Source organism: Olsenella sp. oral taxon 807 (assembly GCF_001189515.2).
Lineage (GTDB): Bacteria > Actinomycetota > Coriobacteriia > Coriobacteriales > Atopobiaceae > Olsenella_F.
In genome coordinates this window covers 2,024,152-2,045,101 of the sequence record NZ_CP012069.2, presented here as the reverse complement: position 1 = coordinate 2,045,101, position 20,950 = coordinate 2,024,152, and the positions used below count along the sequence as shown (strand labels likewise).

The 20,950-nt window shown below is 64.2% G+C and carries 20 protein-coding genes; 16 read left to right on the top strand and 4 right to left on the bottom strand.

Features of this window, described 5'->3' with window-relative positions; genetic code table 11:
* Positions 1–6: 6 nt before the first annotated feature.
* From ADJ70_RS08680 to ADJ70_RS08640, 9 genes are all read left to right on the top strand, one after another.
* Entirely contained in the window at positions 7–483 is a 477-nt protein-coding gene (locus ADJ70_RS08680) for a hypothetical protein (RefSeq protein WP_050340768.1), read from the top strand.
* Positions 484–697: 214 nt separating this feature from the next.
* Positions 698–1,186: a hypothetical protein gene (locus ADJ70_RS08675; protein ID WP_050340767.1), complete on the top strand. Its 489-nt coding sequence runs from the start codon at positions 698–700 to the stop codon at positions 1,184–1,186.
* Positions 1,187–1,449: 263 nt separating this feature from the next.
* On the top strand, positions 1,450–1,686 hold the full coding sequence (locus ADJ70_RS14630) for a hypothetical protein (RefSeq protein WP_157051469.1): 237 nt from the start codon (positions 1,450–1,452) through the stop codon (positions 1,684–1,686).
* Positions 1,686–2,183 carry a hypothetical protein gene (locus tag ADJ70_RS08665; protein WP_050340765.1) on the top strand — a complete coding sequence of 166 codons (498 nt, stop codon included), beginning with the start codon at positions 1,686–1,688 and terminating at the stop codon, positions 2,181–2,183. The genes ADJ70_RS14630 and ADJ70_RS08665 overlap by 1 nt, the downstream gene beginning before the upstream one ends.
* Before the next feature lie 227 nt (positions 2,184–2,410).
* The gene (locus ADJ70_RS08660; protein WP_050340764.1) at positions 2,411–2,899 is read left to right on the top strand and encodes a hypothetical protein; all 489 of its coding nucleotides are present in this window, start codon (positions 2,411–2,413) and stop codon (positions 2,897–2,899) included.
* A gap of 175 nt (positions 2,900–3,074) precedes the next feature.
* A complete protein-coding gene (locus ADJ70_RS08655; protein ID WP_050340763.1) occupies positions 3,075–3,584 on the top strand; it encodes a hypothetical protein in 510 nt (169 codons plus the stop codon).
* A 225-nt stretch (positions 3,585–3,809) separates the two neighbouring features.
* On the top strand, positions 3,810–4,319 hold the full coding sequence (locus ADJ70_RS08650) for a DUF3592 domain-containing protein (RefSeq protein ID WP_050340762.1): 510 nt from the start codon (positions 3,810–3,812) through the stop codon (positions 4,317–4,319).
* A 277-nt stretch (positions 4,320–4,596) separates the two neighbouring features.
* Positions 4,597–5,610 (top strand): glycerophosphodiester phosphodiesterase family protein, encoded by a 1,014-nt coding sequence (locus ADJ70_RS08645; RefSeq protein WP_083444102.1) that lies wholly within the window; start codon positions 4,597–4,599, stop codon positions 5,608–5,610.
* Positions 5,611–5,651: 41 nt separating this feature from the next.
* Entirely contained in the window at positions 5,652–6,101 is a 450-nt protein-coding gene (locus ADJ70_RS08640; protein ID WP_050340761.1) for a low molecular weight protein-tyrosine-phosphatase, read from the top strand.
* A 301-nt stretch (positions 6,102–6,402) separates the two neighbouring features.
* Here ADJ70_RS08640 and ADJ70_RS08635 read toward each other — a convergent pair whose 3' ends face one another.
* The 4 genes from ADJ70_RS08635 to ADJ70_RS08620 all read right to left on the bottom strand — a co-directional run bounded on the left by ADJ70_RS08635 (position 6,403) and on the right by ADJ70_RS08620 (position 12,181).
* The gene (locus tag ADJ70_RS08635; protein WP_253273153.1) at positions 6,403–7,590 is read right to left on the bottom strand and encodes a cation diffusion facilitator family transporter; all 1,188 of its coding nucleotides are present in this window, start codon (positions 7,588–7,590) and stop codon (positions 6,403–6,405) included.
* Between the two features lie 150 nt (positions 7,591–7,740).
* Positions 7,741–9,915: an ATP-binding domain-containing protein gene (locus tag ADJ70_RS08630; RefSeq protein WP_050340760.1), complete on the bottom strand. Its 2,175-nt coding sequence runs from the start codon at positions 9,913–9,915 to the stop codon at positions 7,741–7,743.
* A 768-nt stretch (positions 9,916–10,683) separates the two neighbouring features.
* On the bottom strand, positions 10,684–10,938 hold the full coding sequence (locus ADJ70_RS08625; protein WP_216597249.1) for a hypothetical protein: 255 nt from the start codon (positions 10,936–10,938) through the stop codon (positions 10,684–10,686).
* 373 nt (positions 10,939–11,311) lie between these two features.
* On the bottom strand, positions 11,312–12,181 hold the full coding sequence (locus tag ADJ70_RS08620; protein WP_050340759.1) for an ATP-binding protein: 870 nt from the start codon (positions 12,179–12,181) through the stop codon (positions 11,312–11,314).
* Positions 12,182–14,541: 2,360 nt separating this feature from the next.
* Here ADJ70_RS08620 and ADJ70_RS08605 point away from each other — a divergent pair.
* From ADJ70_RS08605 to ADJ70_RS08575, 7 genes are all read left to right on the top strand, one after another.
* Positions 14,542–14,823 (top strand): hypothetical protein, encoded by a 282-nt coding sequence (locus ADJ70_RS08605; protein WP_050340756.1) that lies wholly within the window; start codon positions 14,542–14,544, stop codon positions 14,821–14,823.
* Entirely contained in the window at positions 14,820–15,452 is a 633-nt protein-coding gene (locus ADJ70_RS14140; RefSeq protein ID WP_157051468.1) for a stage II sporulation protein M, read from the top strand. Before ADJ70_RS08605 ends, ADJ70_RS14140 begins: the two co-directional genes overlap by 4 nt.
* Before the next feature lie 559 nt (positions 15,453–16,011).
* Positions 16,012–16,401 (top strand): hypothetical protein, encoded by a 390-nt coding sequence (locus tag ADJ70_RS08595; RefSeq protein ID WP_050340754.1) that lies wholly within the window; start codon positions 16,012–16,014, stop codon positions 16,399–16,401.
* Complete coding sequence (locus ADJ70_RS08590) at positions 16,398–17,972, top strand: hypothetical protein (protein ID WP_050340753.1); 1,575 nt, start codon at positions 16,398–16,400, stop codon at positions 17,970–17,972. The genes ADJ70_RS08595 and ADJ70_RS08590 overlap by 4 nt, the downstream gene beginning before the upstream one ends.
* Entirely contained in the window at positions 17,969–18,598 is a 630-nt protein-coding gene (locus tag ADJ70_RS08585) for an ATP-binding cassette domain-containing protein (RefSeq protein WP_050340752.1), read from the top strand. Before ADJ70_RS08590 ends, ADJ70_RS08585 begins: the two co-directional genes overlap by 4 nt.
* Positions 18,591–19,502, top strand: a complete 912-nt coding sequence (locus tag ADJ70_RS14135) for an ABC transporter ATP-binding protein (RefSeq protein ID WP_172674470.1) — start codon at positions 18,591–18,593, stop codon at positions 19,500–19,502. Before ADJ70_RS08585 ends, ADJ70_RS14135 begins: the two co-directional genes overlap by 8 nt.
* A gap of 980 nt (positions 19,503–20,482) precedes the next feature.
* Positions 20,483–20,749, top strand: coding sequence for a hypothetical protein (locus ADJ70_RS08575; RefSeq protein WP_157051467.1), 267 nt, complete (start codon positions 20,483–20,485; stop codon positions 20,747–20,749).
* Positions 20,750–20,950: the final 201 nt, after the last annotated feature.

Below are 20,950 nucleotides of genomic sequence, written 5' to 3'. Positions count from 1 at the left end.
CGCCTGATGGAGGTGCTGTACGAGGTTCTGTATGATCTGGCCTCCTGCACCGCACTGTGGATGGCGTGGGTGTGCGTGTCGTTGCGCTTTTCCGTCTCCTACCTGGCCCCCGCGCTCGCCGCCGACGCGGCGGTCTGCCTCGCGCTCGCCGCGCGCGTCGCCCGCCGCAGGGGCCGCTGCTCCGTGCCGGTGAAGGGGGTGCTGCTCAGCCGCCACGTGACGCCCAGCTGGGAGACCCAGACCTGGCGCTACCTCTGGGACGGCACCTCCCTCGCCGTGACGGACGTCGCCTCGACCTTCATGTTCCTCCCCGGCTTCCGCGAGGGAAACGCGGCCATCCTCTGGGTGGACCCGTCCCGGCCCCTGCGCGCCCTGCCCCCGAGTTGGGGGCGTCGCGTCCTCGTCTACCGCCTCATGGCGGCCCTCTGTCTCTCCCTTGCGGCCCTCACGGCCGTGACGTGCGCGGGTTGGGTCACGTGGTGAGCCGCGTGCCTTGCCCCGCTCGCCGGGGGGCGCTACGATGGCGTGTGCCGGGGAGGTTCCGCCTGTCCCCGGTGGTTGTCTCGTCCCAACGATTCGCCTCCCCGGACGGGAGGCGGGAAGCCAGGTGCAGCATGCGGGTGAAAGCCCTGTCTTTGCGTCCCTTTGGGTCCGGCAAGCTAACATCCGGCCCCGCAGCCCTCAGGGAGGCCGCCTGATGGACAACGCGCTGCTCGCCCTGTACGTCTGGTTCTCGCTCGCCCTGCTGTTCACGGGGTGCGTGGGGTCCATGGGCGACGTGCCCGCTCGCGTCTCCGAGCTTCGGATGACGCTCGTCTTCGCCCTCCACGCCGCCATCTCCCTGGGCCTCTCGGCTCACATCGTCTGGCGCAGGTTCCGCTGGGTCCCGGTGGAGGGGGAGCCGATCGTCGCCAGCCAGGAGGCAGGCCCCCCCTATCCCCCACACATCTATAGGAGCAGCGGCTGCGGCTGGCGCTGGACGTATGGCGGGGTGACGTACACGGCGGAGGACTACACGCCGGGCGATTACCTCTTCGCCTGGGAGGAGCGGACGACCCTCTGGGTGGACCCGCGCGACCCCTCGCGCCTGCTGCCCTCGACCTGGTGGCTGCGCCTCTTCTCCTACCTTATCTTCGGCGGCGTGAGCGCCTTCCGCATCCTGTGCCATTGGGGGGTCGTCCCGTGACCCGCAGCCCCGTCGGCGTCCCTCCCTTGCGACCACGCCCCCACGGCCACCTCCCCGGGCGGGAGGGGCGGGGGGACAGGCGCGGCATGTACGCGACAGTCACGCCCCCACGCCCCTGCGCTCCCGGTGAGCCGCCGGCCTCGTCCCCCGACCCGCGCGCTACGGGTCGGGCCGGCGACGGCGGCATCCGGGATTTGCTGTGGTGCGAAGGGAGGGGCCCAGAGCCGTGGGACGCAGTCCCGTACGGGCAGGGAAACCCGCTCGTGGCCGACGCCCGTGGGTCCTTCTCCTGGGACGTCCCCGAGGGTTGGTGGCAGGTCAGGGTCGAGGCCGAGGGCTACCGGCCCGCCTCGGGCGGGTGGTTCTACGTGCCGTCCGCGGCCGAGCTCGACGTCCCCGTTGCCATGGAGCCCGCCACGTCCCCCGCGTTGGTCGGCGGCGCCCCGCCCCGGGCGGCCGCCCTCCTTGGCTCCCCCATGGGCCTGGGGAGGGCGGCCTGATGGAGACGCTGTACGCGATGGACAGCCTTGCCATCCTGTCACTGTCGTGGTCGTGCATAACATTGCGCTTCTCCAGACTTTGGATGGCCCCAGCCCTCGCCGTCGCCTCGGCGGTCCCTCTTGCCCTCGCCGCGCGCATCGAGGCCCTCAGGCGGCGCTGCACCGTGCCGGCGGAGGGGGTGCTGGTCGACCGCGAGCTCTGCGATGCTAAACCCTTTATCCGGGTGAGGGACACGTGGCGCTACCCCTGGGGGGACGACGTCCGCTTCGTGGTGGACGTCGTCCCCGTGCTCATGCTCTGGCACGAGCCGATCCGCGGGGTCGGCCGCACGGCCACCCTCTGGGTGGACCCGTCGCGCCCGCCGGACGCGCTGTCTGCGGGCGCCCTGCCCCCGAGCTGGCAGCGCCGCCTCCTCGCCTACCGCCTCACGGCCGCGCTCGCCCTGCTGGTCGTGGCCCTCACGGTCGTGACCTGCGCGGGCTTGGTCACGTGGTGAGCTGTGGGCCTTGCCCCGCTCGCCCGGGGGCGCTACGATGGCGGGTGTCGGGGGAGGCCCTGCCCGCGCCCCCCGCAGTCCCGTCCCAACGATTCGCCTCCCCGGACGAGGGGAGGCAGGAAGCCAGGTGCGCCAATGCGCGCGAAACTCACGTCCCCATGTCCCATCGAGCTCGACATGTCGCCATCCCTTCGGGCCCTGTCGGCGCGACTCGGGAGGGCCGCCTGATGGACAACGCGCTGCTCGCCCTGTACGTCTGGTTCTCGCTCGCCCTGCTGTTCACGGGGTGCGTGGGGTCCATGGGCGACGTGCCTGCTCGCGTCTCCGAGCTTCGGATGACGCTCGTCTTCGCCCTCCACGCCGCCCTCTCCCTGGGCCTCTCGGCCCACATCGTCTGGCGCAGGCTCCGCTGGGTCCCGGTGGAGGGGGAGCCGATCGTCGCCAGCCAGGAGGCAGGCCCCCCCTATCCCCCACACATCTATAGGAGCAGCGGCTGCGGCTGGCGCTGGACGTATGGCGGGGTGACGTACACGGCGGAGGACTACACGCCGGGCGATTACCTCTTCGCCTGGGAGGAGCGGACGACCCTCTGGGTGGACCCGCGCGACCCCTCGCGCCTGCTGCCCTCGACCTGGGGGCTGCGGCTCTTCTCCTACCTTATCTTCGGCGGCGTGAGCGCCTACTTCGCCCTGCGTCTTTGGGGGGTCATCCCGTGACCTGCGCCTGCCGCGCCCCCGTCGGCGCCCCTCCCTTGCGGCCACGCCCCCACGGTCGCCTCCCCGGGCGGGAGGGGCGGGAGGCCAGGCGCGGCATGTACGCGACAGTCACGCCCCCACGCCCCTGCGGTCCCGCCATCCTGTCGCCTACCCCCGGTCCGGGGAGGGCCGCCTGATGGGGGTGGAGACGCTGTGCGCGCTGAACAGCTATGCCGTCCTGTTGCTGTCGTGGTGGTGCGTTGAGTCGCGCTTCTCCGAGCCACGGATGGCCTGCGCCCTCGCCCTCGCCTCGGTGGTCCCCCTGGCGCGCGCCGCGCGCATCGAGGCCCTCAGGCGGCGCTGCACCGTGCCGGTGGAGGGGGTGCTGGTCGGCTGCGAGCGCCGTACATGTGATGTCGGATCCCTGCTCTGGACGAGGGACACGTGGCGCTACCCCTGGGGGGACGATGCGCGCTTCGTGGTGGACGCCATCCCCGCGTTTACGCTTTGGCACAGGCCGATCCGCGGGGTCGGCCGCACGGCCACCCTCTGGGTGGACCCGTCGCGCCCGCCGGGCGCGCTGTCTGCGGGCGCCCTGCCCCCGAGCTGGCAGCGCCGCCTCCTCGCCTACCGCCTCACGGCCGCGCTCGCCCTGCTGGTCGTGGCCCTCACGGCCGTGACCTGCGCGGGTTGGGTCACGTGGTGAGCCGTGGGCCTTGCCCCGCTCGCCCGGGGGCGCTACGATGGCGGGTGTCGGGGAGGTTCCGCCCGTCCCCGGTGGTTGTCTCGTCCCAACGATTCGCCTCCCCGGGCGGGGGGGCGGGAAGCCAGGTGCGACAATGCGTGCGAAGCTCACGACACCATGTCCCATCGAGCTCGACATGTCGCTATCCCTTCCGGCCCTGTCGGCGCGACTCGGGAGGGTTGCCTGATGGACAACGCGCTGCTCGCCCTGTACGGGTGGTTCACGCTCGCCCTGTTCGTGATCGTCGCCGTCGCGCCGCTCTCCTCCTCCGCCGTCGCCATGGCCCTCTGGTCCGCGCTCTCCCTGGCCCTCTCCGCCCACATCGCCTGGCGCAGGCTCCATTGGGTCCCGGTGGAGGGGGAGGTGGTCGAGGTCAGGGACGGCGGCCCGGGCTCCGGCTCATGGTCCTTCGGCTGGCGTTGGTCGTACGGGGGCGTGACGCACACGGCGACGGACATCGTCGGGCAGAGTTTCCTGTCCCTGTTCAATCGCATCGGGAGGGGGACCCGCGCGACCCTCTGGGTGGACCCGCGCGACCCCTCGCGCCTGCTGCCCCCGAGCTGGCGCGCGCGCCTCACCACCTACCTCGTCGACGTCGTCATGGGCGCCTACGGGACCCTGTACCTGGGGGCGCGCGCCCTGGGACTTTCCTGGGGCGGCGTGGGCGGCCTCGTGCGCCTGCTCCTCGGGGGCTGAGGGCGGGTTGTCCAGTGGGCGATACGCTTAGGCCACCTTGTGTCCATCACCTCGTGTGTACTACCTGGGGCCACGGCCCTGGGTGACCCGGGGCGTCGGGATCAAGCGCATGCGCGAGCGCCACTGCCCCTGCAGGGGGTTGAGGCTCATCCAGGTGCCCACGACACCTTTTCCCAAGATGCCTGTCGTGTTGATGTGCCCGTCGATTCGCCCGTCAGGGCTATACTGCATCCGAGGCGCACGCGCGAGGCACGTAAACGCAGTGGACGGCGGCCTGATGGTCAGGGGCAGGGATGTGAGGGGTAAGGACGTGGGGAAGAGGCGTATATGGAGGCATAGGAGGCGCATCCTCATCCTGTTGCTTATCGGCTTCATGTGGCTGAACAACACGAACCTCCTCTACCATGGCCAGGCGGGAACCTATCGGCTCCTTGCACATAGGGGCCTTGCGCAGACCTTCGATGAGTCTGAGGCTGGCTGGGACAGCAACACGGCCGCGATGATCGATGAGCCGAGGCATGGCTACATAGAGAACACCATCCCCTCTATGCGTGCTGCCTTCGACCTCGGTGCAGATGCGGTGGAGTTTGACGTAAAGCTTTCGAAGGACGGACAACTGGCCGTCTTTCATGACTCGACGCTCGTGTATCGCTGCGGCATGGAGGGCGAGGTCCAGGACTACACGATGGCCGAGCTGAGGCAGATGGACGTGGGCTTTGGCTATACGGCCGACGGTGGCAAGACCTACCCGCTTCGCGGCAAGGGCGTGGGCCTCATGCCGACGATGGACGAGGTGCTGGCGACCTTCCCGGACAGGGAGTTCGTGATCGAAGTCAAGGATGGAAAGGCAGAAACCTATAGGGTGCTGTGGGAGAGGCTCAAGGGACTCTCGCCAGAGCGCCTCGCACGACTCAGCATCTGCTGTGCCAGTGAGGAGGGCGTCGCATACCTCAGGACCTGCAGCAAGGATCTGAAGCTCCTGTCCAAGAATACGATGCTCAAGGCGTTGGTCGAGTACGAGCTCATAGGCTGGACCGGATGCGTCCCTAAGGACATGAGAAATACCGAGCTGCGCATTCCCCTACGCTACGCTCGTCTCCTGTGGGGCTGGCCGAACAGGTTCATGGAGAGGATGGATACGGCAAACGTCCGCGTGGAGCTGGTGGCGGGGGATGGGGGACTCTCTGAGGGCTTCGACACGCCGGGTAGTCTAGGTGACGTGCCGGATGGCTTTGACGGGTACGTCTGGACGAATAGGATCGACGAAGTCGGGCATCATGTCGTTCTCTGAGGGGGGGTGCGGTGTGCAAGCGATACAGGAAGGAAGCCGACATGATACGAGTTCTCTTCGTGTGCCATGGCAACATCTGTCGCTCGACGATGGCCGAGTGCGTGATGAGGTACCTGGTGGACAAGGCTGGCGTTGCCGATGACTTTCATATCGACTCTGCCGCGACAAGTCGGGAGGACATCGGCAGCGACGTTCATCCTGGCACGCGTCGCAAGCTCAGTGAGCTGGGCATACCGTGCGGCCACCACCGCGCACGGCAGGTGACGCTGGCAGACTACGGCCGCTTCGACCATATCGTGATCATGGATGAGGAGAATGCCTGGGGGCTGGAGTGCATCCTGCGGGGGGACCCAGAGGGTAAGGTGAGCAAGCTGCTCTCGTGGGCAGGCCTTGACCGCGACGTTGCGGACCCTTGGTATACCAGAGACTTCGATACCACCTATCGCGATGTGAGGATGGGATGCCAGGCTATGCTCGAGACCCTGAGCTGAGATGAGAGAGCCTTGCCAACGGTGGATGTTGAGAAGGCCTCTCGCGCCATGGAGCTGGGTTGGTGCGTGCGCATTGTGCCACTCGACTCCACCGAGTGCGCGACGCGCGTGCCACTCGGCGTCACCGAGTGGTGCTGAATGTCTCGGTACCTGCGCGTTTGTCAGCCGCTGTGCCACTCGACGCCACTGAGTGCGCGACGTGCGTGCCACTCGGTGTCATCGAGTGCGCACCAAAAGGTGGCCGCGCCCCGCTGGACGCATCCCGCCGCCAACGCCTCACGATGGCCGTGCCTCTCGGGCGCTATCCTGCTGGCGAGACGAAGCCTGTGTCGATGGTGATGTGACATTCGGCCCCGGGAAGGCGCTCACGAACGATAGTGGTGATGGTGCTACGCAGCTCATCGTCCGAGAGCGCCAGGCGCTCGGGCTTCAGGCAGTCGAGCGAGACCTGCGTCATGTCATCGCGGCAAACCGACGTGACATCATGCACCGTGAGGTCCGGATCAATCCTCTGGAGGCGCCCCTCTATCCAGTTGCGCAGATCGGTGCGATCATCCTTGGCCTCGACGGGGTCGCAGTGCAGAACAAAGCTGATGTTCTCCTGCTCACGTAGGCCCTGCTCTATGCTGTCGATAAGGGCGTGGCTCCTGCGCAGGGAGGTATCTGCGGCTATCTCGACATGGGCGCTTGCGAACTGCCGACCGGGCCCGTAGTCGTGGATCATGAGGTCATGAGTGCCGAGGACGCCCGGGTAGCTCAGGATCTTCTTGTGCACGCGTCTCACCAGGTCTTCAGGTGGAGTTCTACCCATCAAGGGGTCGATGGTATCTCGAAGAATCGTAAAGCCGCTCACGATGATGAAGACGGAGACCGCAAGACCCGCCCATCCGTCAAGCTCGACATGCCAGAACCAGGAAACGATGCCGGCAGCGAGGACGGCTCCGGTTGCGATCATGTCGTTTCTTGAGTCCTGGGCCGTCGCCTCGAGGACCGAAGAGTCGATGCGTCGCGCGAGCCTATGGTTGAGGCTGGCCATGAAAAACTTGACTACAAGGGAGAGGACCAGCATGGTGACGGTGAGCGCGTTGAAGTCAGCGGGAGAAGGGGTGGCTATCTTGCCGATCGACTGCCAGGCGAGCTGTATGCCGACGGCAACGACGAGCATGGCGATGGCCATGCCGGCCAGGTACTCGAAGCGACCGTGACCGTATGGGTGGCCCTTGTCGGCGGGGCGGCTTGCCAGCTTGAAGCCAATGAGGCTCACGATATTGCTCGAGGCGTCAGAGAGGTTGTTGAGGGCATCTGCAGTGACGGAGATCGAGCCTACCATGAGGCCAACAACACCCTTGGTCGCGCACAGGAGCAGGTTGAGACCTATGCAAATCGTGCTGGAGAGAAATCCATAGGCACTGCGCGTCCGAGGGTCCCTCGTGTTTGTCGCATCGGGCACAAAGCGGGCGACGATGCGCTCTGTCAGGCCTGTGGCCATAACCTTGCTCCTCCCTCCAAAACCGACTCTTTTGCCACTCTGCCAGGTTGCTGGTAAGACGCAGTCCCTATCGTTTGCGCGCAGGAGCGCTCCCAGCGCCAGGTCCGCACTTGCCCCTACCTGAAACGCAGGAGCGTGGGACGAGTGCGGCTAGCTATCGCTTGCCTTGCCCAGAAGCGGCGTCATCGTACCCTGCGAGAGGATCGTGACGTAGTGCATCGCGCGGCTGATGGCAGTGTAGAGCCTGCGGCGCGAGAGCTCACTGTCCGGGTAGACCGCAGCTTGGGCATCAGGGATGATGACCTGGTCGAACTCGAGGCCCTTCGCGAGTCCCAAGGCGAGGATGATCACGCCCGTGCGAGGCAGGCCCTCGCCCTTGCGCAGCGCCTGCACCGAGCTGCCGAGCTGCTTGCGCAGCCAGTTGGCGCGCGGCTTGTCTGCGGTGATGATGGCCGTGAGGAAGTTCTCGCCCCGCCCTCGCGCCTCGTCGGCCTGCGCTAGGGCAGCGCTTACCTGAAGGCGAAGCTCGCCGAGGTATGCCGTGGCGTCAGCATCGCACTCCATGATCTGCGGCGCCACTCCCTCGCGTTGCACCGAGCTGAGCACGCGGCCCTTGTCCTCCTCCACCAGGCTCGAGAAGAGCGCCGTGATCTCGGGGCTCGAGCGATAGCTTGTAAGCAGGCGGCACTCCTCGATGCCCGCATGCGAGGCAGAAAAGATCTCCCTCACCTGGTCGAGGTCTGCCGTGCCCTCGCGGATGGCTTGGTGCTCGTCGCCCAGAAGCAGGAAGTGGGCACGTGAGAAATAGCGCGAGAGGAGCGTAAGCTGGGCGGCGGTGTAGTCCTGCACCTCGTCTACCATCACAAAGCGCGCGTCTCGGGCGTTGCCGCCCGTGAGCAGCAAAAATAGGTACAGCCACTCGACGGCGTTCAGATTGGCCTTACCCAGGATGCGCTTGCCCACGTGGTCCACGTCCAGCCAACCCGCAGCCTCTATCTGGTCGTGGGCAGAGGAGTAGAGCGCTTTCAGGTAGCGTCTCGTGTAGGCGACGACGCTCTTCTGGTCGGCGGGGTCGGGGTCAATCATCTCGCCAAAGATGCGCAGCTGGTCATCGAGGTCAAGTGACAGTAGCTCGTCTTGTACCTCCTCTTTCTTTGCCATGGCCGAGAGCTTGCGATCGAGCCTCTCGTGAAGCTCCTCCTTCGCGAGCGCGCAGCGCCTAGGCCCCATCGGTGCGCGTGGGAACTTCTCCATGGCACCCTTTATCTGCGATGGCTTGAGCAGCAGCGTGCCGTTTACCCGTATCTCGCCAAAATCGTGGACGTCAAGCTCGAGCGCATCTACCCCCCGCTCGAGTCGCTCGAAGGTGGCGAGGTCGCTGTCCTCTCCCAGTGCGCGTTTTCCCTGTCCGAGGCTCTGGAAGAACTCCCTCCAGGTGAACGTCTGGGGGTTCCTCTCGCCCAGGGAGGGGAGGACCATATCGATGTAGCTCTTGAACACGGCGTTGGGCGTGAAGAGAAACACCTGGCTCGCGTCGAGCGTGTCGCGCTCATGGTAGAAGAGGTAGGCTATGCGCTGTAGCAGCACGGAGGTCTTGCCCGAGCCGGCGATGCCCCTCACGAGGAGCGCCGGAACGTCGGCATGTCGTACGACCTCGTTCTGCTCGCGCTGGATGGTTGCCGTGATCGCCTTCAGCTTCTCACTGTGATTGTGCTTGAGCGCCGAGAGCAGCAGCGAGTCCTGTATGGCGACGGTCGTGTCAAAGTAGGCGTTGAGCTTGTCTTTGCTGATGTCGAACTGCCGCCTGAGCAGCATCTCGACGTGGACCTCGCGTCCGTCGACCGTGTATGAGCAGGGACCCATCCGCTGGTTGTAGTAGGTCTCGGCAATGGGGCTGCGCCAATCGACGACGAGCGAGTCGTAGTCGCCGCTCGTGATGCCTGCGGCACCTATGTAGACGTCCTCGGGCTCTGTGTTCGTGCCGTAGCGCAGCCTGACCTTTGCGAAGTAGGGTTGTGCCAGAAGCAGCGTGACCCTGGCAAGACGTCCCACGTCGAAGTCGTGGGACTGGTTGTAGGCGTCGATGACCGAGTTCAGCGTCTCGATGGCGGCGAGCGTCTCCATGGTCTCGTCCACGCCCCCAAAGTCGCGCGTGACCTCCTCGGACATGTCCCTCAGGTCCTGGGCCGCCTGCCTGTGGCTGACCTCGAGCGTATAGGTCAGCTCGTCCCTGATGGCAACGAGTTGGGCGTAAACCTCTAGGAGATGCTCCTGCTCCTCCTGAAATATGGGGTCTGCGCTCTGGGCAGATGCAAGGTCTGGCATGGCTTCCTCTCTGCGCTGGTAGTGTCCAGTGGACTATTGTAGCTGTGACGTGGGGGCGGCTGGTCGAGGAGCGAGAAAACGTGGGTAGAGATTGAGCTAGGTATGGGTTTGCTGGGGTCTGACGACCGCTCACGGCGATCTTCGACCGTTCGCGGGTAAAGAGACACGTTCTATGTCCAAATGATTACGTTTGGGTAAAATCATAGTCAAGAAAGGGAGCCGCACGATAGGCGGCCGATAGGGGAGGTGATGCCAATGTACAGCGAGGAGCCGGATTCTCGGGCTTGCGTACCCGGCGTCGCATGCCCCGTCTTCAGGTAGTTGGCCCTAGCGGTAGTGGCCATGCTCGGCCGCGCAGGCGCGGCAACAGTCTCGATAGCAGACAGACGGATGAGGTGACACGGGTACGCTCAAGCTGGAGCGCCATCCGATAAGGCGCTGGTGTGTTGCATTGGTGTGCGGTGTGGTATGTGATGCATGGGGGCAGGCACATGGCACGATTTGTAAGTGGGAGGGGCGGTGTCTGCCCAAAGCAGGCTGTGGTATGGAGTAGCCACAGCGCTTGGTACATGCGTCGTAGGGAGTGCCCTCCTGATGGGGGCTAGTGAGCGTTCGTGGCCCTACCTTCAGAGTACGCGGAGGGTAGCGTCATAGTGAATGGAGCGAGTCGGCTACAAGGAGACGGATATACGTCTCCAGTAGCCGGCTCTTTTTCTTGGGCGAACCTGTGCGGCAAGGGAAGGGCAAGAAGGACAAGGGGGCTGTGGGCTAATCGGGCCAAGCCTCGTCCTCGGACATCGCGTTGACGTGATGTGGCGGGAAGGAGAAGCCCTCGGTACAGACCATGTCCCTGTCGATTACGAACTCCTGTATCTCAAAGCAGTCCAAGGGGAGATCCATGAAGCCCGGTAGCTGGGCATACCTGTCTCTGGCCGCCTCGGCCAGTTCTCTCGTCGAGTAGATTCCGAGCGTCTTCACCTCGTCGTAGTCGCTCTCCTCGCCGTACACGTAGCTATGTTGCAAGGGAAACACGCGCTCCCCACTCAAAGGCCCTGTCACTCTGCTTCCTTATCCTGTTGAAATCATCCTTTGGTCCATTGTCTTCGGGGTTCTAATTCCCCTCTCTCTGTTAGACCGCCGTCGGCATGACGACGCACCGCGTCTCCGCCACGATGTTGTCAGCGAGAAGACATGTCGAGGGGAGACGCGGGGTGCCTGGCATGATGCCGCGAGGGGCGAGGGGGCCGGGCGCACGACGAGGGGAGGGGGCTCACGGGGCCTCTGCGCGCGCAGGTGCCCGACGGGCCCGGCAGGGCGGGCGGGGGGCCGGGCGCGTGCCCCAGGTGCGGCGGGACGCGCCTCGCGTGCGAGGGGCACGACGGGGACGTTGTTAAAGTCAGATTATTTTAGCCCTCCGTAGAGTCAGGTGAGAATCGCCAATCCCAGTCAAATCAGAATCGCCAATCCCAGTTAAATCAGAATCGCCAATCCCAGTTAAATCAGAATCGCCAGTACGCCGGAATCGCCGATTTCCTTGTCTTTGCCCTCCTTGCCTAGCCTGCGGGATGCCCGGCTGGGTCTTGGCCGCCACGGGCGCCGTCCCCGCCGCATAGGTCCTCAGGCCCGCACCGCGGAAGCTTGGTCCCCTCGCCACGAGCGCCGTCGCGTTGTCGAAGATGCGGTCGAGAGTGCACAGAAGCGTCGGGCCCCCCGCAAGGAACTCGCCCCACCTGTCGGCCCCAAAGTTGCTTGCGGGAATCGTCGTGTTCGGGCCCTCGCGCTCGCATCGGCGGTCGACAACGCGGAGGGGCGGCCCGGCGCGCTCCCTGCCGGACGCGCGGCGCCCGATCTCGTCGACCGCAAGGCAGTTCGCCCTCGCGAGCGTGCCCGCTGCGCAGCCCCCGCCTCCGGACCCGGCGGGGCTCGCCGGCCTGTCGCGCAGCTCGCGGGCTTTGACATGATACGATTGCATGCCCCGCCCGCGGCACCCGCGCGCGTAGGCCCGGGCGAGATGGGTCTTGCCCACGCCCTCGGGTCCGACGGACGCAAGGCTGCGCCGCGCACAGGGGTCGGCCATGGCGGGTGGCCGCCCGGTCGCGGCGCGGTCGGCGCCCCGGGGCCTGTCGAAGTCGAGGTTGGCAGAGGTCTTGGGCGCCTCGGGCGGCAGCCTGCCCGTCTCCGGGCACGTCCCCGCCTCGTTCTGCCGCCTGCGCTCGGCCAGGTGGGCAGACACGTCGGCCACCGCCCCGGGCTCGCGCTCGCCCATGTCGGGTCGCTCCGTCGGGGAGGCGAGCTCGTCTTCCGGCAAGGCCGTGCCGAGCGCCCCCGCGCTCTCGCCTGTCTGTGCGTATAGGTCACCCGCCGCGGCCCCCTCCCGAGGCCGGACTTGGCGAGGCCGTCGTCGCGCGCGGGCGGCCCGGTCCGGGCGATCCCGGCGGCGGCCGGCACGCCGGGCGCCTCCTCGGGCCGGCCGTCGGCGTACTGGCCCTCGCAGAGGCTGTCGCGACGCGACCACGCCGCCTCGCGGGCCGCCAGCTCGCGTGACAGGTCATCGGAGCAGGTGCGCGGGCAGCGACCCTCCCGACTGACACGGCACGGGCGACCGGGATACCAGTGGGGCACGCCGAGGCGCCTGCCCCCGTGGCCGGCGAGGCCGCCGAGGCCTGTCCTGCGCCGGGGGCAGAGGCACGTCGACAACTCGTTCGCCGCCCCGGGCAGCGCGGCACGGGCGGAGCAGCCTCCCACGCGCCCCCCGGGCGGGACGCGGCCGGGCGCCTTGCGGCGGCGCGACCCCCGCGCGGGGCGCCACCCGGGCGCCGAGGCGTCCGGCCGCGCCGCGTCCTCGTACGCACGGCCGCCAGGAGGCTCTCCCTCACGAGACGGACGGGCCGCTCGACCCTGCCTCTCGCGAGGGGATGCCTCGGCCTGCATAGTCTGGTCTCGAGGCCCGCGCAGGCCACGGACGTCGCGTAGTCTGCCTGCCAGACCGGCCTGCCGTCCGAGTCGCGGCGGATCACGACGGACCCCGTGTTGTCGGCCGACACCCATTCCGGCACGCCCATCGGCATGAAGGCGCGCGCCATACCGACGGACAGGTTCTCCCGGCGTGCGTTCGGGAAGAGGCCGACGTACGACGTGCCGCAGTGGCGGCATGCCGGCGCAAGGCACGCGATGCGGCAGGCTCCGCCCAGCCAGTCCCCGGCGTCGGCGAACCCCCAGTCCACCTGATAGGCCTCGCCGGGCCTGGTACGAGACCTGCGACCGCGGCTGCCCTGCGGCACGGCTGCGGATCTGCGCCTGGCCGGCACGAGGTACCGGTGGCCGGCGACGTGGTCCCTGACGGTGGCCGGGCCGCCCCCGTGGCCCCTCTCCCTAATGCGATCGAGGCATACCGACGAGTTCGCCGCGCCTCCCCGCAGCAGCCCGCCTGTCGTGTCGGCAAGCCCGGCGGGCACGGCGGCCCCGGCCCTCGTGCCACACCTTCCGTGCGGCGCCGCCTCGGACCCCCTCTTCTCGGGCGTCCTCGCCTCGGGCCGGGCGGACCAGTCCTTCCGCGGAAGGCTGCCAGGTTCGCCCTCGGCGGGCCGAGAGTCCCTCCGGCCTCCTCGGCCATCTCTGCCAGGGCGTTGTCCATGATCTCTCGAGGGCCATTGCGTTCGTCTCGACCCATGGTCCCCCTGTCGCCGGCGTACGGGCACTGCCAGCGTGGGCGCAAGCCATGGGCTCGGACGTGGTGGCTGCCTTTGTTTGACCATAGGGCGGTCATTTCAGTCCGACTATTTATGGTTAAAATCTCCCGGCTCTAACAGTTCTACTGGGAGAAGAGGTTAGCCTTGTCGACGGTGGTCTAACAGAGAGATTCCCCTTGCCAAAGTACTTACCCATCACACGTTTAGCAAGCTCCTTGCTACTCTCACTGACATACGGTCACTTTCCTCATGTCCATGAGGGAGGATCGTCAAAATGGTGACCTTGCGCGGCTGCAGCGCCACTGCGTACGGCGCCTCGTCAATCGTCTCGGTATCGAGGGCCGCGAGGGTCGTCGGCGGACCTCGCTGACCGTTCGCGGGCGATTTTCGGCCGTTCGCGGTACGGGATTGTGATGTCATGTTCGCCACCATTACGTTCAAGTAAAATTATCCCAACAAAGGGAGCCTCCCCAACAAAGGGAGCCTCCCCAACAAAGGGAGCCTCCCCAACAAAGGGAGCCTCCCCAACAAAGGGAGCCTCCCCAACAAAGGGAGCCTCCCCAACAAAGGGAGCCTCCCCAACAAAGGGAGCCTCCCCAACAAAGGGAGCCTCCCCAACAAAGGGAGCCTCCCCAACAAAGGGAGCCTCCCCAACAAGATGTACGGTCGATGGGGGGTGATACCAGTGTACAGTGAAGAGCTGGGTTCTTAGGTGCCCGTGTCTGGTGTTGTAAGCTCCGTTTTTATATGGCAGGCCATGGTAGAGATTGGCCATGTCGGGCTGTAATAGCGCCAAATCCTAGAGACGGATTTTAAACTAAAATTCAGAAAGACCATATATAGAGTTGCAAAATGTGCGAACTGCCCGTTTGATGCTTACATTGTCGAACTGTGATATGCCCTACGTCGCTGGTAGTCTATCCAAGAAAGGGAAATCATGTCTAGCTACAAAAACTTTTATCATTATATCACAGCAACCGGCGTAGCGCTAGTCGGTTTATTCGTTGCGGTTGGATCCGTTAACATCGTGGCCGCTATGCTCGGTGCCGGAACTGCAGGAGAGTTCGCCCTCGCCGTGAAAATTGTCGATGCAATCATGGCAGGTGCGTCTGTCGCTGCGATTGTTGGACTCCTTGCTAGTGGTGGTCTTGGTGCCGGTGTCATCGCCACCATCCGCTGGGCCATTAGGCGCTTCGGTCGCAAGAAGGCTATTTCTTGATTGGACTCTACTTCCGGAAACCTTTTGTTTCCCGCTGCGAGGTATCTGTGGATCCTTCTTCCAACGTCACCCGCCAGAGAGTTGCCTACGCCTCTCGTCCTGAGGTCGTCAGTGCTATATTCGCAACACTATTATGGTTAGGTGTCATGAGCATAGGTGCCTCCAGCGGGTTAACTTTACCCGTAGTACCTAGGGATACGCAGTACCAGCCATGGTCGCAAGTATTCCCAATCTTCCTAAACAATGCAACCGCTGCGATTTCAATCTATTCCGGAGTACTCCTGCTCGGTTCAGTCAGTATAGTCCAGACAATCATATTGGGTCTCTTCAGTGGCGCTGCTATACATGCAGCGGTAGTCAGTCTGGGGTTCAATGGGGCCGTCGATCTTCTCGTTCCTTATTTCATATTTGAGGCGCTAGGTTTGATCGCCGCTACCTGGGCGGGATTACTACCAGTCACTACGGCAGCAATGGTGCCTGTAGTAAACCAGTCTCTGAAGCATCGTTGGAAAACGAGAGTGACTAATTACCTAGATGCAATGCGTCGCACTATTCCACTATTGTTTTCATCTCTCGTATTGCTCCTAATCGGAGCAGTTCTAGAAGTTGCTGGAGGGCTCCCTCGATGAGCGGTAACACACAGCACATACCTAATTTGCCTGAAGAAAAGGTAGTGCGATCACGCCATAAATCTCCACCCCTTCGACTCATAGGCTTTGTATTCATACTCCTCTTGGCTTTCCTAACCTATATGGCTTTCAGGAGGCGAGCTTTCCTATTGGCATCCGAGCCCCAAATTCGAGATATTGAACCCGAGTATCAGGGTCTCGCCATCCAGTCTGCCGTGACCCTCTTGTCCCTAGGCTTCTTTGTTGGATACCTTCTTCTCCGCTCTCTGGAGGGTATTGTCTTGCGTTCTCTACGTCATCACATGCCAGCATTGCCGCGCCTGCGCATAACAGACTTAACGGTTCTCACGCTGCTTTCCTTTGCGGTATCTTTACCCGCCACGTCATATAGTGTCGTCGATGCTGCCCCATGGCCCGCCCTATTGCCTGTGCCAGTGATTGCAGTTCTTACGGCACATCCACAAGTAAAAGCGGTTAAACCCGCACTCTTGCTTCTGATCTACTCGGTCTGCTTCATGTTGATGGGGCTGGCCGCCTTGGGCCGTTGGAGGTTCGGCTCATGAGCAGGGCGTCTCGAGTTTCAGACATCGCGCATAGGCTCTCCTCCCTTCTGGGTGCGGCGGCGGTCGCCTGCCTTCTGGCCATTGCCGTCGCAGGCGCCCTCGTGACCTCCGGTGACGTGGCGATCGCACGCCTGCAGCCCTGGTGGCGGGGCTTTGCCGCAATCTGCGGCCTGCTGGCCTTGCTATGGGTGACTACCTTAATTTGGGCGAGGTACGTACCCCTGGTTGCCCATCTGGCACTCGCCGGCATCTCAACGATGGTCACTGTTTTCGGGGTCGCTCTCTTCAGGCCGCTCGGATGGGGTGACCTCCTGTGGTTTGCGGTTATTCTGTTCCTGCTGCTTGCCGTCGTCCGATTGCTTGAGAGTGGCGGGCGCAGCTCATGAGCTATCCTGCGAGACCCTGTGGCCCCAGCCTCTGCCAGTCAGTTCGCTATCTCATCGGGCTCAACTTGGCCCAATGGGCCCGCCGCAACCGCGTAGAGCCTCCGTGGTTCGTCCTCACGCGGATTGGCGCCGTCGCCCTTGCCCCCGCAATAGTATCCGCAGGCGTCCTCGTCTTCGGCGCTGGCTACGCCTTTGGTGCCACGCTCTGGTCCCTCTCCGTCGAGCGCACTCGTGGGCTGGGCCTGCTCCTGGCCATCGGCGCAATCAGTGCGCTGGTGGGCATAGGGTCTTCCGGCCTTGGCTCGAGCGTCTCGAATGTCTTGTTGTCGAGCGACGCCTCGCACCTGGCCGCCGCCGGCCTCCACCCGCTCTCCCTGCTAGTTCATCGTGGGATGGGTCCCATCGTGCGGAAGTCCGTGACGCGATTTTTGGTCCTCACGCTGCTGGCGCTCGGCTGCGTGTTCGACGTGCGCCCCCTGCCTTGGCCGGTCCTGGCGCTTCCAGCCGTATTGGCGGTCGTGGAGGCAGCCGCAGGCACGGCAGTCCTGACGGGCAGGCTGGCCTCCCCGGCAAGAAGGGCCGCGCTAGGCCACGTGTGGCTGGAAGTCGTCGCGGCTTTGCTCCTGCTCGGGCTGGGTCTCATGGGCGCTCGCTGGCTTCAGGGCATGATCCGGTCCGCGAGCCTTTCCGAGGAGCTCGTGGTCACGGTACTCGCGGCGGCGGACGCCACGTTGGCGAGTGCGGCTTTGGCGCTCGCTGCCGCAGGCATCGCACTGGGTGCGGCGGGGGTCGGCCTCGTCCTATGGCGGCTCGCCGGGATCACGGCCTGCCCGTACGCGATCCCGGGCAGCCTGCGAGTTCGGTATCGGCGCCTCGGGACGGAGGGGAGACGCCTCACACCGCAGGGCTTGTTGTCCGCACGCCTGGCTGCCATGCTCTGGGACGGCAGCCGAGCGGCGGTCGCCAGCAGGCTCCAAAGTCGGCTCGGCCTTCGCCTGGGGGCGCTCTGCATGGGTGCGCTGCTGGGGCTCGACGTGGCGGGGCGGGTGGCTCTGAGCGGATGGGAGCGCTTCGCCCTTTGCGGGGCCGTGGTGACCTTCACGCTGACGCTGGGGGTCTCCCACACGTCGGCCCAGGGGTTTAGCGTCTGGCTGGAGACGCTAAGGTGGCTGGTCGACCTAGGCATGCCTCGCTCGCGCGCCGTCTCACGCTTCATGGGCGGGACCCTCCTGGCCATGCTGCTTCCCGTGCTGCCGATGGTATGTGCCGGTGCGTGGCTGGCGGCGGACCTCCCCTTTGCCATCGGCTTTGGTGCGGGATGTTACGTCGTCGCGGCCGGCGCGCTTGCGGCAGACCTGCTCGACGTCGCACACACCACTCACTCTGACGGCACGACGGAGGCCGGTGTCTTGGGCGGCGTGGCGAGCGGGGTGGTGACGGCCGGGGTCATGTCCCTGCTCGCGCTTCCCGGCGTTGCCGCGGCGCCGATCCTGGTGGCGCTGGCAGTCGTAGGTACCGTGACGCTCGGGGGCCTGATGCGACGCCGACTCATGGGGGTGCGTCCGCGATGACTGGCGCCAGCATCCGCGTCTCTGACCTCACGCTCGGCTACCAGCTGGACCGGCCGGTGATACGGCACCTCTCCGCGCAACTCGGCGCCGGCCTGCATTTGTTGAGCGGTCCCAACGGCAGCGGCAAGTCCACGCTCATGCTGGCGCTTGCCGGTCAGCTGGAGCCCATCGCGGGAAGCGTGTTCCTCGGGGGTCATCCCGCAGCGTCCGATGAGGCACGTGGGCTCCGAAGCGTCGTCACGAGCAGACCGGCACTGATCTCCTCGCTTACCCTTCGAGACCACGTGGAGTTGGCCCATATCAGCCTAGGGCTGCCACGGGAGCACATTGAGCGCAGGTTGGGGGACTACCAGCTGAGCGCGTGGATCGATGCCCCCTGCTCAGAGCTCTCCTCGGGAAACCAGCAGCGCTCCTGGTGGGCCCTCTCGACCGTTGCCCCTCGACCCATTCTGCTGGCTGACGAGCCCTTCAACGCCGTCGACGCGGATGGGGTAGGGCAGATGGCAGCGGACCTGAACGGGTGGGCGGCGAACGGACGTACCATCGTCATGATAGCCCATGACCCTCCGGCAGGGCTCCACGTATCCGATACCATTTCCCTGGCCATGGAGGCTCACCGTGATTGAGTTTCGTGGTGTATCAAAGCGTTACGGCGCACTGGTCGCATTAACAGATATCAGCTTCACGTCCCACGTGGGACGGGTTACTGGACTGGTTGGCCCCAACGCAGCAGGCAAAAGCACGCTATTAAAGCTCGTAGTTGGCTTCGCTAGACCTACATCGGGTACTGTGCTGGTTGATGGAAGCCCACCAACCAGCCAGCGGGAGATTTCCCGTCGAGTTGGGATCTTGATGGCAAACTCTGGGATTCCTTCACAGGCACCGGTCTCTTTCTACCTGCGGGAAACAGCCCGCTGTGTCGGAGCGGATCGACGAACACTCGAAGAGACCGTGGAATTATTTGGACTTGCTCCGGTGCTCGGGCAGCGGTTCTCAAAGTTGAGTCTGGGCTCACAACGGCGTGTGATGCTGGCATTGGCGTTTCTGCCCTCTCCAAGCGTCCTTGTCCTAGACGAGCCGCTCAACGGGTTAGACCCAAACACGGCAAGGGCTCTAACCACGTTGTTACGTGAGTGGGCAGACGCCAATAATACCTGTATACTGTTTGCCTCGCATGTGGTTTCAGAACTTGCGCACATCAGTGATGACCTGATTGTTCTTGGATCAGGTCGCATCCTCTATGAAGGAACTGCGGCTGGGCTAGTAGCAGGGAATACAGCTACGCGTGTCCGGGTGGCCTTGGATGACCGCCTGCGTCTTCAGTCACTGCTCGATGTGGCCGGCTACGTCTATCAAAATTCAGGGGAAGATCTCCTTCTAGAACACATGCCATGCGCCGAGATTAGTCGCCTGTGTACCAATAACGCCCTCGTGATCGAGCACCTCTCCATGGAAGAACAGTCTTTGGAAGAGGCGTATTTCGAGCTGACTTCCGCACACACTAGTCTGCGCTCTAGTGCATCTACGTAGTTTCTTAGTTGGGGCCCTCGTGGCATACGCAGATAGGAGAAGTACTTGATAATACAAGAAGTTTGCTACTGGATACGTCGTACACTCGTAGACAGGGGATGGTGGCTCAGTATAGTAGGTGCTTCGGTACTCGTTCTGTGCCTTACAGTCTTGTATGCAGAGATACTTACAACTCCAGCCCCCGGGGAGCACGCGCAGGTGGCTTGGCTCTCTCTCATAGAGAGTTCGTTTATGGCATGGAGCTTCGAACTGTTTATGTTCGCTGTCGGAGCATCCCTCGTTACAGGTCGTAATTGGGCCTCAGGCGCTCATACAGTTTATGCATGGCTTTTCCCTCAGAGGTGTAGATCTGTACTCGCTATAGTCAGTGGTGTTGGTCTCCCAAGTATGTGTGTCGCCACTGTATGTTCAGTAGTGGCACACATACTATTGGCAGGTTTCCCCACTGCTACTTCTGCTCGTTTGATTACGAGCGCTGCCATGGTACTAACCTCCAGCCTTTCAGCCTTGCTTGCCTCCGCGTTGGGAGCGGGCCTTGCAGTGCTCACTCGCAGCACTGTCACCTCTGTTGTCAGCTTGGTAGTGCTCTTCTGGTTTTTTCCGGGAGGGTTGGCTGCGGCTGAACTACCTACATATTTTCTGCCATCGGCTGGCTTAATGGGCATAACGCTGCTACCACTACGCCATGGCTCGATGGAGTTTCTCGTTGGAGTAGGCTTTATTTTTCTAGTCTTAATCGTGGCAGGGGTCGTGGAGGGGCGAAGAGACATTCAATAAGGCCCCTCGCGGGTTTTTAGCTGGGGGTGGTTTCAGGTGGTTATTGCACCTCCCGTGTGGAGGTGGTTAAGGAGATACGGAGCAAATCAGGCTGACGGATGGGTTTGGGGTCGCCCCTCGGACACACTGGGCGACTCGCGCCCAGATGGCCGAGGGACACGGGCGGAAGTGGCATATCCGCAGTTGGAAACCTTTTTTGTGCTATGATAGAGGGATTGGGATGGGTGGGTGGCGGGAGGGCCGAATTCCTCGACCAGACGGGTTCCATCGTGCCCTGGGCCGACCTGCTCGCCTTGGCGGGACCGCTGAGGCTGACAGCGGGCAGGCGCAGCAGGCAGTTTTGGCCTGCCGAGACGCTGCCCGGGATGCGTCTCGCTCGGTGCTGGCCGGGCCTCTCCGACGAGGACGCCTGCCACGACTCGCTCTCGGTCCGTGACTTCGTGTGTGTTCTGTCAAGTTGTTTTGAATAAATGGAGGGGCGAGAGTCGTCAATGAGTCTTGTTGACCGTTCGCGGCGATTTCCGACCGTTCGCGGCACATGATTACAACGTCATGTCCGCCAGATTACTTTCGGGTAAAATCATAGGCAACAGAGGGAGCCGCACGATGAGCGGCCGATGCGGGGGGTGATGCCAATGTACAGTGAGGAGCCGGATTTTCAGGTCCGCGTA

Excerpts from the sequence above, each read along its gene's own strand:
- ADJ70_RS08650 (WP_050340762.1), top strand. The coding sequence starts at position 3,810 with ATGGACAACGCGCTGCTCGCCCTGTACGGGTGGTTCACGCTCGCCCTG.
- ADJ70_RS08590 (WP_050340753.1), top strand. The coding sequence starts at position 16,398 with ATGAGCTATCCTGCGAGACCCTGTGGCCCCAGCCTCTGCCAGTCAGTT.
- ADJ70_RS08605 (WP_050340756.1), top strand. The coding sequence starts at position 14,542 with ATGTCTAGCTACAAAAACTTTTATCATTATATCACAGCAACCGGCGTA.
- ADJ70_RS08635 (WP_253273153.1), bottom strand. The coding sequence starts at position 7,590 with ATGGCCACAGGCCTGACAGAGCGCATCGTCGCCCGCTTTGTGCCCGAT.
- ADJ70_RS08595 (WP_050340754.1), top strand. The coding sequence starts at position 16,012 with ATGAGCAGGGCGTCTCGAGTTTCAGACATCGCGCATAGGCTCTCCTCC.
- ADJ70_RS08680 (WP_050340768.1), top strand. The coding sequence starts at position 7 with ATGGAGGTGCTGTACGAGGTTCTGTATGATCTGGCCTCCTGCACCGCA.
- ADJ70_RS08655 (WP_050340763.1), top strand. The coding sequence starts at position 3,075 with ATGGGGGTGGAGACGCTGTGCGCGCTGAACAGCTATGCCGTCCTGTTG.
- ADJ70_RS08645 (WP_083444102.1), top strand. The coding sequence starts at position 4,597 with ATGGTCAGGGGCAGGGATGTGAGGGGTAAGGACGTGGGGAAGAGGCGT.
- ADJ70_RS08660 (WP_050340764.1), top strand. The coding sequence starts at position 2,411 with ATGGACAACGCGCTGCTCGCCCTGTACGTCTGGTTCTCGCTCGCCCTG.
- ADJ70_RS08640 (WP_050340761.1), top strand. The coding sequence starts at position 5,652 with ATGATACGAGTTCTCTTCGTGTGCCATGGCAACATCTGTCGCTCGACG.
- ADJ70_RS08630 (WP_050340760.1), bottom strand. The coding sequence starts at position 9,915 with ATGCCAGACCTTGCATCTGCCCAGAGCGCAGACCCCATATTTCAGGAG.
- ADJ70_RS08675 (WP_050340767.1), top strand. The coding sequence starts at position 698 with ATGGACAACGCGCTGCTCGCCCTGTACGTCTGGTTCTCGCTCGCCCTG.
- ADJ70_RS08585 (WP_050340752.1), top strand. The coding sequence starts at position 17,969 with ATGACTGGCGCCAGCATCCGCGTCTCTGACCTCACGCTCGGCTACCAG.
- ADJ70_RS08665 (WP_050340765.1), top strand. The coding sequence starts at position 1,686 with ATGGAGACGCTGTACGCGATGGACAGCCTTGCCATCCTGTCACTGTCG.
- ADJ70_RS08575 (WP_157051467.1), top strand. The coding sequence starts at position 20,483 with ATGATAGAGGGATTGGGATGGGTGGGTGGCGGGAGGGCCGAATTCCTC.
- ADJ70_RS08620 (WP_050340759.1), bottom strand. The coding sequence starts at position 12,181 with ATGGGCGAGCGCGAGCCCGGGGCGGTGGCCGACGTGTCTGCCCACCTG.